At 72.8% G+C, this 12,895-nt stretch carries 11 protein-coding genes; 5 read left to right on the top strand and 6 right to left on the bottom strand.

Translation table 11 applies throughout. The features are described from left to right. Positions 1 to 230 precede the first annotated feature (230 nt). The 5 genes from mmsA to iolC form a co-directional block, all read right to left on the bottom strand. Positions 231 to 1,733: a CoA-acylating methylmalonate-semialdehyde dehydrogenase gene (mmsA, locus tag OG956_RS22930; RefSeq protein WP_330339868.1), complete on the bottom strand. Its 1,503-nt coding sequence runs from the start codon at positions 1,731 to 1,733 to the stop codon at positions 231 to 233. A 16-nt stretch (positions 1,734 to 1,749) separates the two neighbouring features. Continuing rightward, the gene (iolD, locus tag OG956_RS22925; RefSeq protein ID WP_330339867.1) at positions 1,750 to 3,630 is read right to left on the bottom strand and encodes a 3D-(3,5/4)-trihydroxycyclohexane-1,2-dione acylhydrolase (decyclizing); all 1,881 of its coding nucleotides are present in this window, start codon (positions 3,628 to 3,630) and stop codon (positions 1,750 to 1,752) included. Beyond that, positions 3,627 to 4,457 (bottom strand): 5-deoxy-glucuronate isomerase, encoded by an 831-nt coding sequence (gene iolB / locus OG956_RS22920; protein WP_330339866.1) that lies wholly within the window; start codon positions 4,455 to 4,457, stop codon positions 3,627 to 3,629. The genes iolD and iolB overlap by 4 nt, the downstream gene beginning before the upstream one ends. 7 nt (positions 4,458 to 4,464) lie before the next feature. Continuing rightward, entirely contained in the window at positions 4,465 to 5,349 is an 885-nt protein-coding gene (locus OG956_RS22915) for a Cgl0159 family (beta/alpha)8-fold protein (RefSeq protein WP_393861025.1), read from the bottom strand. Between the two features lie 215 nt (positions 5,350 to 5,564). Then, the gene (iolC, locus tag OG956_RS22910; RefSeq protein ID WP_330339864.1) at positions 5,565 to 6,515 is read right to left on the bottom strand and encodes a 5-dehydro-2-deoxygluconokinase; all 951 of its coding nucleotides are present in this window, start codon (positions 6,513 to 6,515) and stop codon (positions 5,565 to 5,567) included. 378 nt (positions 6,516 to 6,893) lie between these two features. Between iolC and OG956_RS22905 the strand changes: the two genes are divergently transcribed. Together OG956_RS22905 and OG956_RS22900 are read left to right on the top strand one after the other, a co-directional pair. After that, positions 6,894 to 7,094: a helix-turn-helix transcriptional regulator gene (locus OG956_RS22905; protein ID WP_330339863.1), complete on the top strand. Its 201-nt coding sequence runs from the start codon at positions 6,894 to 6,896 to the stop codon at positions 7,092 to 7,094. A gap of 56 nt (positions 7,095 to 7,150) precedes the next feature. Beyond that, positions 7,151 to 7,789, top strand: coding sequence for a GNAT family N-acetyltransferase (locus OG956_RS22900; RefSeq protein WP_330339862.1), 639 nt, complete (start codon positions 7,151 to 7,153; stop codon positions 7,787 to 7,789). Here OG956_RS22900 and OG956_RS22895 read toward each other — a convergent pair. Further along, on the bottom strand, positions 7,755 to 8,813 hold the full coding sequence (locus tag OG956_RS22895) for a zinc-dependent alcohol dehydrogenase family protein (protein WP_330339861.1): 1,059 nt from the start codon (positions 8,811 to 8,813) through the stop codon (positions 7,755 to 7,757). The genes OG956_RS22900 and OG956_RS22895 overlap by 35 nt on opposite strands. Before the next feature lie 176 nt (positions 8,814 to 8,989). On the opposite strand from OG956_RS22895, the gene OG956_RS22890 reads away from it, so the two are divergent. The 3 genes from OG956_RS22890 (at position 8,990) to OG956_RS22880 (ending at position 12,613) form a co-directional block, all read left to right on the top strand. After that, positions 8,990 to 9,916 carry a PrsW family intramembrane metalloprotease gene (locus tag OG956_RS22890; RefSeq protein ID WP_330339860.1) on the top strand — a complete coding sequence of 309 codons (927 nt, stop codon included), beginning with the start codon at positions 8,990 to 8,992 and terminating at the stop codon, positions 9,914 to 9,916. A gap of 86 nt (positions 9,917 to 10,002) precedes the next feature. Continuing rightward, positions 10,003 to 10,242, top strand: coding sequence for a heavy-metal-associated domain-containing protein (locus OG956_RS22885; protein ID WP_330339859.1), 240 nt, complete (start codon positions 10,003 to 10,005; stop codon positions 10,240 to 10,242). A gap of 106 nt (positions 10,243 to 10,348) precedes the next feature. Then, positions 10,349 to 12,613: a heavy metal translocating P-type ATPase gene (locus OG956_RS22880; protein WP_330339858.1), complete on the top strand. Its 2,265-nt coding sequence runs from the start codon at positions 10,349 to 10,351 to the stop codon at positions 12,611 to 12,613. Positions 12,614 to 12,895: the final 282 nt, after the last annotated feature.

Raw genomic sequence — 12,895 nt, 5'->3', positions numbered from 1 at the left:
CGTACATGCTCTGGTCCGCTCCCGGCGGCTGAATGGAACCCCGACGAAAACCGCCGCGTCAATGGGTGTTCACCTACGGAATCCGCAGCAAAGAATGGGACGATCACCGATTCTCGTATCAACGGTCCCTATGGGCGGGCTCTTGCGGCCGTACGAGAATCGCAGCGCCCCGGCACAAAAAAACAGGGCCGTCCGCATAGCGGACGGCCCTGTCGGGCCCTGTCGGTCGCTCAGTGGTTGCGCGGGAAGCCCAGGTCCACGCCCACCGGGGCGTCGGCCGGGTCGGGCCAGCGGGTGGTGACGACCTTGCCGCGGGTGTAGAAGTGCGTGCCGTCGTTGCCGTAGATGTGGTGGTCGCCGAAGAGCGAGTCCTTCCAGCCGCCGAAGGAGTGGTAGCCCACCGGCACCGGGATCGGGACGTTCACGCCGACCATGCCGGCCTCGATCTCCAGCTGGAAGCGGCGGGCCGCGCCGCCGTCCCGGGTGAAGATCGCGGTGCCGTTGCCGAACGGCGAGGCGTTGATGAGGGCGACACCCTCCTCGTACGTCTCCGCGCGCAGTACGCACAGCACCGGGCCGAAGATCTCGTCCTGGTAGGCCTTCGCGGTCGTGGGCACCTTGTCCAGCAGCGAGATGCCGATCCAGTGGCCGTCCTCGTAGCCCTCGACGGTGTAGCCGGTGCCGTCGAGCACCACCTCGCAGCCCTCGGCGGCGGCGCCCGCCACATAGGAGGCGACCTTGTCGCGGTGCGCCTTGGTGATCAGCGGGCCCATCTCGGACGCCGGGTCGTCGCCCGGACCGATCTTGATCTTCTCCGCGCGCTCGCGGATCTTCTCCACCAGCGCGTCGCCGATCGAGCCGACCGCGACCACGGCGGAGATGGCCATGCAGCGCTCGCCCGCCGAGCCGTAGGCGGCGCTCACGGCCGCGTCGGCCGCCGCGTCCAGGTCGGCGTCCGGCAGGACCAGCATGTGGTTCTTGGCGCCGCCCAGGGCCTGCACCCGCTTGCCGTTCGCTGCCGCGGTGGTGTGGATGTAGCGGGCGATCGGGGTCGAGCCGACGAAGGAGACCGCCTTGACGTCCGGGTGTTCCAGCAGGCGGTCCACGGCCACCTTGTCGCCGTGGACGACGTTGAAGACGCCGTCCGGCAGACCCGCCTCGGCCAGCAGCTCGGCGAGCCGGATGGAGGCCGACGGGTCCTTCTCGCTCGGCTTCAGCACGAACGTGTTGCCGCACGCGATGGCGATCGGGAACATCCACATCGGGACCATCGCCGGGAAGTTGAACGGCGTGATGCCGGCGACGACCCCGAGCGGCTGCCGGATCGCGGCCACGTCGACGCGGCTGGCGACCTGCGTGGACAGCTCGCCCTTCAGCTGGACGGTGATGCCGCAGGCCAGGTCCACGATCTCCAGGCCGCGCGCGACCTCGCCGAGGGCGTCGGAGTGCACCTTGCCGTGCTCGGCGGTGATCAGCGCGGCGATCTCGTCGCGGTGCGCGTCCAGCAGCGCCCGGAACTTGAACAGGATCGAGGTGCGCTGGGCCAGCGAGGACTGGCCCCAGGTCGTGAAGGCGTCCTTGGCGGCGGCGACCGCCGCGTCCACCTCCTCCACCGACGCGAACGCGACCTTCGTGGTGACCGCGCCGGTCGCCGGGTCGGTGACCGGCCCGTACGTGCCCGACGCGCCGTCGACGGACTTCCCGCCGATCCAGTGGTTGACGATCTTCGTCATGCCCAGAGACTCCTTATTACAGATGGCGGCGTCGGGTCGAGACGTGCCGTTCGTACAGCTCTCGTGCCTTGACCGCGGACGGTCGGGTCGCGGTCTCGGCCACAGGAACATCCCACCAGGCCTGCGCCGGAGGCGCGCCCGACACAGTGTCGGACGTTTCGGTCTCCACGTAGACACATGTGGGAGTGTCGGCGGCGCGCGCCTCGGCGAGCGCCTCGCGCAGCTCCCGTACGGTCTTCGCGCGCAGCACCCGCATCCCCAGGCTGGCGGCGTTGGTGGCGAGGTCGACGGGCAGCGGGGCGCCCGTGTACGTCCCCTCGGCGGTCGGGAACCGGTAGGCGGTGCCGAACCGCTCGCCGCCCACCGACTCCGACAGCCCGCCGATGGACGCGTACCCGTGGTTCTGCACCAGCAGCATCTTGATCGCGACGCCCTCCTGCACGGCCGTCACGATCTCCGTCGGCATCATCAGATACGTGCCGTCGCCGACCAGCGCCCACACGTTCCGCTCCGGCGCGGCGAGCTTCACGCCGATGGCGGCCGGGATCTCGTAGCCCATGCAGGAGTAGCCGTACTCCAGGTGGTACTGGTCCACCGCCCGCGCCCGCCACAGCTTGTGCAGGTCGCCGGGGAGCGAGCCGGCCGCGTTGATGACGATGTCGGACTCGTCCACCAGGGCGTCCAGGGCGCCGATGACCTGCGGCTGGGTGGGCCGTACGTCCGGCTCCTCGGCCTCGAAGCAGGCGTCGACGCGCTGCTCCCAGCGCTCCTTGTCCTCGGTGTACTCCGTGACATAGGAGTCGGCGACCCTGTGTCCGTGCATCACCAGCGCCTCGGTCAGCTCGCCCAGGCCGCTGCGGGCGTCGGCGACCAGCGCGAGCCCGGCCAGCTTGTGGCCGTCGAAGGCCGCGATGTTGAGGTTGAGGAAGCGGACGTCCGGGTTCTCGAAGAGGGTGCCGGAGGCGGTGGTGAAGTCCGTGTACCGGGTGCCGACGCCGATCACCAGGTCCGCGGTGCGGGCCAGCTCGTCGGCGGTCGCGGTGCCCGTGTGGCCGATGCCGCCCACGTCCTGCGGATGGTCGTACCGCAGGGCGCCCTTGCCGGCCTGGGTGGAGGCGACCGGGATGCCGGTGGCCTCCGCGAACTCGGCGAGGGCCGTCTCGGCGCGGCTGTGGTGCACGCCGCCGCCCGCGATGACCAGGGGCCTGCGTGCGGCGCGGACCGCCCGGACCGCCTCCGCCAGCTCGGTCGGGTCCGCGCCCGGCCGCCGTACGGTCCACACCCGCTCGGCGAAGAACTCCTCCGGCCAGTCGAACGCCTCCGCCTGCACGTCCTGCGGCAGGGCGAGGGTGACCGCGCCGGTCTCCACGGGGTCGGTGAGGACCCGCATGGCCTGCAGCGCGCTCGGGATCAGGGCCTCCGGGCGGGTGATGCGGTCGAAGTACCTCGACACCGGGCGCAGGGTGTCGTTGACCGACACGTCACCCGCGTACGGCACCTCCAGCTGCTGGAGCACCGGGTCGGCGGGGCGGGCGGCGAAGACGTCGCCGGGCAGCAGCAGCACCGGGAGGTGGTTGATGGTGGCGAGCGCGGCTCCGGTGACCAGGTTGGTGGCGCCGGGGCCGATCGACGTCGTCACCGCGTGCGTGGACAGGCGGTTCGACTGGCGGGCGTAGCCGACGGCCGCGTGCACCATGGACTGCTCGTTGCGGCCCTGGTGGTACGGCATGACGTCCGCGTACTCGACCAGCGCCTGGCCGAGCCCCGCCACATTGCCGTGGCCGAAGATGCCCCAGGTGGCGCCGATCAGCCGGCGCCGCTCTCCGTCGCGTTCGGTGTACTGGGCCGCCAGGAACCGGACCAGCGCCTGGGCGACGGTCAGCCGGGTCGTCGTCATCGGTACCCCTCCGTGTGGTCCGGGTGGAAGCAGATCCGCCACTCGCGGGTCTGCCCCGGGCCCGCCATGACGTTCAGGTAGTACATGTCGTGCCCGGGCTGGGCGATGGACGGGCCGTGCCAGCCGTCGGGGACGAGGACCGCGTCGCCGGAGCGGACCTCGGCGAGGACGTCCGCGCCGCCCGGCCGGGAGGGGAAGACCCGCTGGTAGCCGAGGCCGTTCGGGCCGTCGATCTCGAAGTAGTAGATCTCCTCCAGCTCGGACTCCTCGCCCGGCCGGTGCTCGTCGTGCTTGTGCGGCGGGTACGACGACCAGTTGCCGCCCGGTGTGACCACCTCGACGGCGATCAGCCGGTCGCAGTCGAAGGAGTCCGCGGAGGCGAAGTTGCGCACCGTGCGGGCGCAGGTGCCGCTGCCCCGCTGTTCGACGGGGACCTCCGGCGCGGGGCCGTAGCGGGCGGGGAGTCGTCGCTCGCACTTCGCTCCTGCCAGGGCGAAGCGGCCTCCCGCGCCGGAGGCGATCTGGACCCGGGCGTCCCGGGGAACGTACGCGAAGTCGGAGACGTCCGCGAACACGCTCTCCCGGCCCAGGAGTTGGAACTCGTCCTGCTTCCCTGTCGCGGTCTCGATTTGTACGGTACATCCGCCTTCCAGCGGAAGCACGATCCACTCACTGTCCCCGGTGGTGAACGTATGGCTGCCGCCGGGCGCCGACTCGACCACGCGCAGGCTGCTGTATGTCCAGCCGGCCAACTCGGGGTCGATGTCGACGGCGTACCGGGCGTTCGCGCCGGCGCCCCTGGGCAGATGCAGATCGGTGCTGGTCATGCGGCCCTCACAGCAGTCCTACGGCGGTGTCCACGGCGGCGGCCACATCGCCGTCCGCCGGGTACAGCAGCGAGCGGCCGACCACCAGGCCGCGCACGGTGGGCAGTTGCAGCGCGCCGCGCCATTTCTCGTACGCCGCGACCTGGCTCTCGGGCGAGTCGCCGATGTCCCCGCCGAGCAGCACGGCCGGCAGCGTGGAGGTCTCCATGACCCGGGCCATGTCGTCGGGGTCGTCGGTGACCGGCACCTTCAGCCAGGTGTAGGCGGAGGAGCCGCCGAGGCCGGAGGCGATGGCGATGGAGCGGGTCACCGCCTCGGCGGACAGGTCGTTGCGCACCCTGCCCTCGGGGGTGCGGCGGCTGATGAACGGCTCGACGAACACCGGCAGCCGGCGCGCGGCCATCTCGTCGATGGCGCGGGCGGTGGACTCCAGGGTGGTCAGGGAGCCGGGGTCGTCGTAGTCGATGCGCAGCAGCAGCTTGCCCGCGTCGAAGCCGAGCCGCTGGATGTCCTCGGGGCGGTGGCCGGTGAAACGGTCGTCCAGTTCGAAACTGGCGCCCTGCAGTCCGCCCCGGTTCATGGAGCCCATGACCACCTTGTGGTCGAGGGCGCCGAGCAGGAGCAGGTCGTCCAGGATGTCGGCGGTGGCGAGGACGCCGTCGACGCCGGGCCGGGACAGCGCGAGACACAGGCGCCCGAGCAGGTCGGCACGGTTGGCCATGGCGAGCTTGCGGTCGCCGACACCGAGGGCCCCGCGGGCGGGGTGGTCGGCGGCGACGATCATCAGCCTGCCGTTCTCGCTGAGCAGGGGCCTGCGGGCACGACGGGCGGCGGCCTCGGCGATCGCCTCGGGGTGACGGGTGCGGATACGGACGAGTTCGGTGACGTCGATCCGGGGAGGGGTGGTGCGGGGGGCGCCTGTGGGGGGTGTGGGCACGGCGCCCTCGCGGGGAGCCGACGCGGCGCCTTCGCCGGCCGCGGTGCCCTCGGGGGAAGCCGACGCGGCGCCTTCGCCGGCCGCGGTTGCTTCGCTGGGCGGGGTGCTTTCCGGGCCGGTGCGGGTGCCTGCTCCGTCGCCCGTGTGGGTGCCCGTGACCCGGCCGGCCCTCACTGGACCGCTCCGGCGTCGAGCGCGGCGGCCACCTCGTCCGGGGTGGGCATCGCCGAGGAGCATTCCAGCCGGGAGGCGACGATGGCGCCGGCCGCGTTGGCGTGCCGCATGACCGTCTCCAGGTCCCAGCCTTCGAGGAGGCCGTGGCACAGGGAGCCGCCGAAGGCGTCTCCGGCGCCGAGGCCGTTCAGGACGGTGACGGGCAGGGGCGGGACCTCCGCCGAGTCACCCGAAGCACTGACCGCGAGAACGCCCTTGGGTCCCTGCTTGACCACGGCGATCTCCACCCCGGCGGCGAGCAGCGCGCGGGCGGCGGCATGCGGCTCGCGCACCCCGGTCGCCACCTCGACCTCGTCCAGGTTGCCGACGGCGACCGTGGCGTGCCGCAGCGCCTCGGCGTAGAAGGGGCGCGCCGCGTCGGGGTCCCGCCAGAACATCGGGCGCCAGTCGAGGTCGAAGACCGTGACGCCGGACCTGGCCCGGTGGGCCAGGGCCGCGAGGGTCGCCGTACGGCTGGGCTCCTCGCTCAGGCCGGTGCCGGTCATCCAGAAGATGCGGGCGGCCCGGATCGCGTCCAGATCCAGCTCATGGGCGTCGATCTCCAGGTCGGGCGCCTTGGGCTGCCGGTAGAAGTAGAGGGGGAAGTCGTCCGGCGGGAAGACCTCGCAGAAGGTGACCGGGGTCGGCAGCCCCGGGACGGGGGTGACCCAGCGGTCGTCGACGCCGAAGCCGCGCAGCGCCTCGTGCAGATAGGCGCCGAACGGATCGTCGCCCGTACGGGTGATCACGGCGGTGCGCCGGCCGAGTCGGGCCGCGGCGACCGCGACGTTCGTCGCCGACCCGCCGAGGAACTTGCCGAACGACGACACCTGGGCGAGCGGGACACCGGTCTGCAGCGGGTAGAGGTCCACTCCGATCCGCCCCATGGTGATCAGGTCGTAGGCCATCGGCTTCCCTTCGTCATGGCTCTCCCCGGCTTTCTAGTCCCGCGCGCCGAGCCCTGTCAATGTTTTGTCCGGACATTCGGACCAGCTCTTGTCACCGCTTTCCGGTCACCGCTGCCGAGGCGGCCTCCGGCGGACAGGGCAACCCGCCCCGCCGATGCCCCGGCGCGCGCCTTTGCGGCGGCTGTGTCACAAACACCTCCCTCCTGTCACACATGTCCCGGGTACGCGGGCTCCCCGTCACACCGCGTCGACAGCCCCTGTCCACCGGCGGCCGGCGTCGTTCACCGGTCGCAGACTCGCTGATCGCCAGCGCAGCGCCCGGCTCCCCCGACGGCCGCCCCCGGCCGCCGCCGCGGCGCACGCAGGGAGGTGCACCTCATGACCGACCAAAGGCTCTGGTCCTACAAGGAGATCGCGGCGCACATCAGGGTGCAGCCCGACACCGTACGGTCGTATCGCAAGCACGGGCTGCTGCCCCCGCCCGACCGCGTGGAGGGCGGCAAGCCGTACTGGTTCGCCGAGACCGTCCATGCCTGGGTCGCCTCACGGCCGGGCAACCGGGGCCGGCGCACGGACTGACCCGCCGCCGGGAAATCCGCTGTGCCCCACCGTCCGCGTGGGGCACAGTGCCGACCATGGACTTCTCCGTCAAACCCACGCTCGCCGGCCGGAAGACCGTCCTGCGGCCCTTCACCGAGACCGATGCCGGGGACATGTGGCAGATCATCGCCGACCCCGAGGTCGTCCGCTTCACCTTCGAGCCGTCCACCGACCTCACCCCGGAACGGCTCCGCTCCTGGTACGGCTCCCGGTCCGCCGCGCCCGACCGGCTCGACCTGGCCGTCACGGACCCCGGCACCGGCGAGGTCCTGGGCGAGGTCGTCCTGTACGCGTACGACCCGCACGCCCGCAGCTGCACGTTCCGCACCCTCATCGGCCCCCGGGGCCGCGGCCGGGGCGTCGGCACCGAGGCGACCCGGCTGATCGTCGGTTACGGCTTCGAGCGACTCGGCCTGCACCGCATCCAGTTGGAGGTGTACGCCGACAACCCGCGGGCCCGGCGGGTCTACGAGAGGGTCGGCTTCGTGGTGGAGGGCGTGCGGCGCGAGGTGCAGCGGCGCGACGGCGCCTGGGCCGACGAGGTGATCATGTCGATCCTGGACCGGGAGTGGGCCGCGCTCAACCGCACCGCCCCCGGCCCCAAGGCCCTCGGCTCCACGGCCCCCCGCTCCGGCTGTCTCAGCTCCGGCTCTCCCGGCTCCACGGCTCGATGACCGTGACTCCCGCGCCCGGCGCCGTGCCCATCGCCGCGAGGGCGGCCGGTGCCGCGTCCAGCGGGATGGTGGACGTCACCAGGAGGCCGGGGCGCAGCACGCCGGAGCGGACCAGGCGGAGCATGTCGGGGTAGGCGTGGGCGGCCATGCCGTGGCTGCCGAGCAGTTCCAGTTCCAGGGCGACGGCCCGGGCCAGCGGGACGGGGGTGGTGCCGTCGGCCGAGGGCAGCAGCCCGACCTGGACGTGCCGGCCGCGACGGCGCAGGCCGTTCACGGAGTTCGCACAGGTGGCGGGCGAACCGAGGGCGTCGAGGGAGAGATGGGCGCCGCCGTCGGTCAGCTCGCGGACGGCGGCGGCCGGATCGAGCACCCCGGTCGCGTCCAGGCACTCGGCGGCGCCGAACTTCCGCGCCAGGGAGAGGGCCTCGGCCGACACGTCGACGGCGACCACCCGCGCACCGGCCGCCGCCGCGATCATCACCGCCGACAGCCCGACCCCGCCGCAGCCGTGCACCGCGACCCACTCGCCCGGCGCCACCCGGCCCTGCTGCACCACCGCGCGGAAGGCGGTGGCGAAGCGGCAGCCGAGGGCGGCGGCGGTGGCGTACGCCATGTCGTCCGGGACGGCGACCAGGTTGACGTCGGCGTGGTCGAGCGCGACGTACTCGGCGAAGGAGCCCCAGTGGTGGAAGCCCGGCTGGGTCTGGCGTTCGCACACCTGCTGGTCACCGGCGGCGCAGGCCGGGCAGGTGCCGCAGGCGCAGACGAACGGCACGGTGACCCGGTCGCCGGGCCGCCATCCGGTGACCCGGGGGCCCACCGACTCGACGACACCGGCGAGTTCGTGTCCGGGCACGTGCGGCAGCGTGATGTCGGGGTCGTGGCCCATCCAGCCGTGCCAGTCGCTGCGGCACAGTCCGGTGGCCTCCACGCGGACGACGACGCCGTGTTCCCCGGGCTCCGGGTCGGGTACGTCCCGGACCTCGGCCGGCTCGCCGTACCGCTCGAACACCACCGCGCGCATCCGCACTCCTTTCGGGAACCTCCGCGAAGAGTAGAGGCCCAGGGACCGCGCACGCACCGCGGCCCATACCCCCACCAGGCCACCCGGACTGCGCCCCGCGGCGCGGCTGCCTAGAGTGCGGATGAACCGCTCGACATCGACTCGACTCCGCCCAGCCGTCGCCCGAGGGGACCCCCGTGAGCCACTCCCCGCCTCCCGGCGCGCCCAGGGCCCGTATCCCCGGACCCCAGCAGCCGCCACCGCCGTATCCCCGGATCGCCGCCGGCCTGTGGCGGCGGTGTCTGGGCGCAGGGCTCGCGCTGTGGGTGTCGGCCGCCTGGATCACGTACCAGACACAGAACGGCACCCTGCTGCCGACGCTGATCCTGCTCGGCGGCTTTCTCGTGCCGGTCGCCTTCGTGCTGTGGGCGTACGAGCGGCACGTCCGCGACCTGGGCGTCAGCGCGATCCTCGGCTGTTTCCTGGCCGGCGGCGTCCTCGGCGTGCTCGGCGCCTCGCCGCTGGGGTCGTACCCACTGCACCCCTCCCTCGGCAGGTTTCTCGGCGTCGGTCTGATCGAGGAGGCGGCCAAGCTCGGGGCGCTGGTGTTCGTGCTGCGCCGGCAGCCGGGCATCCGCGGGATGCCCGCCGGACTGGTGCTCGGCGCGGCCGTCGGTTTCGGCTTCGCCGCCCCGGAGAGCGTGGGGCACGCCTTCGGCGCGGCCGCCTCCACCGGTGACGCCGGTCTGCGCGCGCTGCTCCGGACGGAGATCCCGCGCGGACTGCTCGCACCGTTCGGGCACGGGCTGTGGACGGCGATCGCGGGCGGCGCGCTGCTGTCCCGGCGCCGGCTGACCGGGCGCTTCCGCATCACCGCGCCGGTCGTGGGCACCTGTCTCGGCGTCTGCCTGCTGCACGCGCTGGGGGACGCCACGCACGGCCTCGCCCTGTGGGGGGTGGCCCGGCTGACCGGCGGCGGCCCGTTCGCACCGGGGTATCTCGTCCGGCCGGACGGCGTGCGGGAGTGCCTGTTCACGCTGTTCTCGGTCGGCGGACTCGCGCTGGTCGCGCTGGCCGGAGCCGCCTGGGTGCGGTCGCTGGCGCACCGGGACGCCTCTTGGTGAGGTACCCCCTAGGGGTATAGTGTGAGAAGCGTGGGGCTCCCTCCCGGACCCCACCGGCCCCACATGCCTCGACGAGGAGTGACGACATGACCGCCCACACCGACACACCCGGCTCCGTGACCACCGTCTACAAGGTGACCGGCATGAGCTGTGGCCACTGCGAAGGTTCCGTCTCCGGCGAGATCTCCCAGCTCCCCGGCGTCAGCTCGGTGAAGGCCGTCGCGTCCACCGGCGAGGTGACCGTGGTCTCCGAGGCCCCGCTCGACGACGAGGCCGTGCGCGCCGCCGTCGACGAGGCCGGTTTCGAGCTGGCCGGCAGGGCCTGAACCTGGCTTTCACGGGCTGAACGCCCCACACCTCGTTCCCGACCGGGCCGTACCGACCAGCTGATACTGGCTCCGTGCGGCCCGGTCCGATGTCTGGAGTCCGGACATGACCAGCACCACCGCCACACCCCGGCACCACGACGCCGCAACGGCCGGCGCCTCCGAGGTCGAACTGCTCATCGGCGGGATGACCTGCGCCTCCTGCGCCGCCCGGGTGGAGAAGAAGCTCAACCGGATGGACGGCGTCAGCGCCACCGTCAACTTCGCCACGGAGAAGGCGCGGATCACCTTCGGCGAGGGCGTACGGGTAGCCGATCTGATCGCCACCGTGGAGCGGACCGGCTACACCGCCGAGGAACCCGCGCCGCCCGAGCCCGAACCCGTGACGGCGGGCCCGCAGACCCCCGGGCAGGATCCCGGACCGGGCGCCCTGCGCCACCGCCTGCTCGTCTCCGCGCTCCTCGCCGCGCCCGTGGTGCTGCTCGCGATGATCCCGGCGCTGCAGTTCGACAACTGGCAGTGGCTCTCCCTGACCCTCGCCGCGCCGGTCGTCGTCTGGGGCGGCGCGCCCTTCCACCAGGCGGCCTGGACCAACCTCCGGCACGGCGCGGCCACCATGGACACGCTGGTCTCGGTCGGCACGCTGGCCGCGTTCGGCTGGTCGCTGTGGGCGCTGTTCTTCGGCGACGCGGGCAGGCCCGGCCTGCACGACGCGTTCCGGTTCACCGTCTCCCGGATGGACGGGGCCTCCACCATCTATCTGGAGGTCGCCGCCGGAGTCGTCGCGCTGATCCTGCTCGGCCGCTACCTGGAGGCCCGCTCCAAGCGGCGCGCCGGCGCCGCCCTGAAGGCGCTGATGGAGCTGGGCGCCAAGGACGTGGCCGTTCTCCGGGACGGGCGCGAGGTGCGCGTGCCGGTGGCTGAGCTGGCCGTGGGCGACCGGTTCGTCGTACGGCCCGGCGAGAAGATCGCCACCGACGGCACGGTGGTCGAGGGCGTCTCCGCCGTGGACGCGTCCATGCTGACCGGGGAGTCGGTGCCGGTGGACGTGGGACCGGGCGACAAGGTCACCGGCGCCACCGTCAACGCGGGCGGCCGGCTGGTCGTGGAGGCCGGCCGGGTCGGCGCCGACACCCAGCTCGCCCGGATGGCGAAGCTGGTGGAGGACGCGCAGAACGGCAAGGCCGAGGTGCAGCGGCTCGCCGACCGGATCTCCGCGGTGTTCGTCCCGGTGGTCGTCCTGATCGCGCTCGGCACCTTCGGCGTCTGGCTGGGCGTCACCGGGGACACGGTGGCCGCGTTCACCGCCGCCGTCGCCGTCCTGATCATCGCCTGCCCCTGCGCGCTGGGCCTCGCCACGCCGACCGCGCTGATGGTGGGCACCGGGCGCGGCGCCCAGCTCGGCATCCTCATCAAGGGACCCGAGGTGCTGGAGTCCACGCGCCGCGTCGACACCGTCGTCCTCGACAAGACGGGCACCGTCACCACGGGCCGGATGACCCTGCAGGCGGTGTACGCCGCCGAGGGCGAGGACGAGAAGGAGCTGCTGCGGCTCGCCGGCGCCCTGGAGCACGCCTCCGAGCACCCCGTGGCCCGCGCGATCGCGGCCGGCGCCGAGGAACGCGTGGGCGCGCTCCCCGCGGTCGAGCACTTCGAGAACGTGCCCGGGCGGGGCGTGCGCGGGCGCGTGGACGGGCGCGAGGTGGCCGTGGGGCGCCTGTACGACCAGCTGCCGCCGGACGTGGCCCGCGCGGCGCGCGAGGCCGAGCAGGAGGGCCGTACGGCCGTGGTGGCCGGCTGGGGCGGGCGGGCCCGCGGGGTGCTCGCCGTCGCCGACGCGATCAAGGACAGCAGCGCCGAGGCGGTACGCGACCTGCGCGCCCTGGGCCTGAGGCCGGTGCTGCTCACCGGGGACAACCGCACGGTCGCCGAGGCGGTCGCCCAGGCCGTGGGCATCGACTCCGCCGACGTGTTCGCCGAGGTGCTCCCCGAGGACAAGGTGGAGGTCGTACGGCGGCTGCGGCACGAGGGGCGGACCGTGGCGATGGTCGGCGACGGGGTGAACGACGCGGCCGCGCTCGCCACCGCCGACCTGGGGCTGGCGATGGGCACCGGGACGGACGCGGCGATCGAGGCCGGCGATCTGACCCTGGTGCGCGGGGACCTGCGGGTCGCGGCCGACGCGATCCGGCTGTCCCGGCGGACGCTGGCCACCATCAAGGGCAACCTGGTGTGGGCTTTCGGCTACAACGTGGCCGCGCTGCCGCTGGCCGCCGCCGGGCTGCTCAACCCCATGATCGCCGGGGCGGCGATGGCCTTCTCCTCGGTGTTCGTGGTGACGAACAGCCTGCGGCTGCGACGGTTCCGCTGAAGTCGCCCGAAGTTACCGGCGGTTAGGGGTGGCCGAAGTAAGAGACCCTCTAGAGTCCGGAGCGAGCCTCACATAAGCTCTTCACAAGGCTCGCGCATCATCCTTACGCTTGAGCTCCGATCGGCGTATCGGGGCTCTTGCGCACCTAAGGGACATATGCAAGAGACGCAGATCACAGTGATGCGAACGTAACCATCGAAGGGGTTCGAAGGTCTAAGTTGGCGATGTCGGTTCGGCGTCTTGGGGGGCGTCAGCCGGCATCTGGGGATGTCTTGGGGGACT

Source organism: Streptomyces sp. NBC_00557, assembly GCF_036345995.1.
GTDB lineage: Bacteria > Actinomycetota > Actinomycetes > Streptomycetales > Streptomycetaceae > Streptomyces.
The sequence above is the reverse complement of the archived record's forward strand: the minus strand, read 5'-3'. Positions and strand labels throughout refer to the sequence as shown.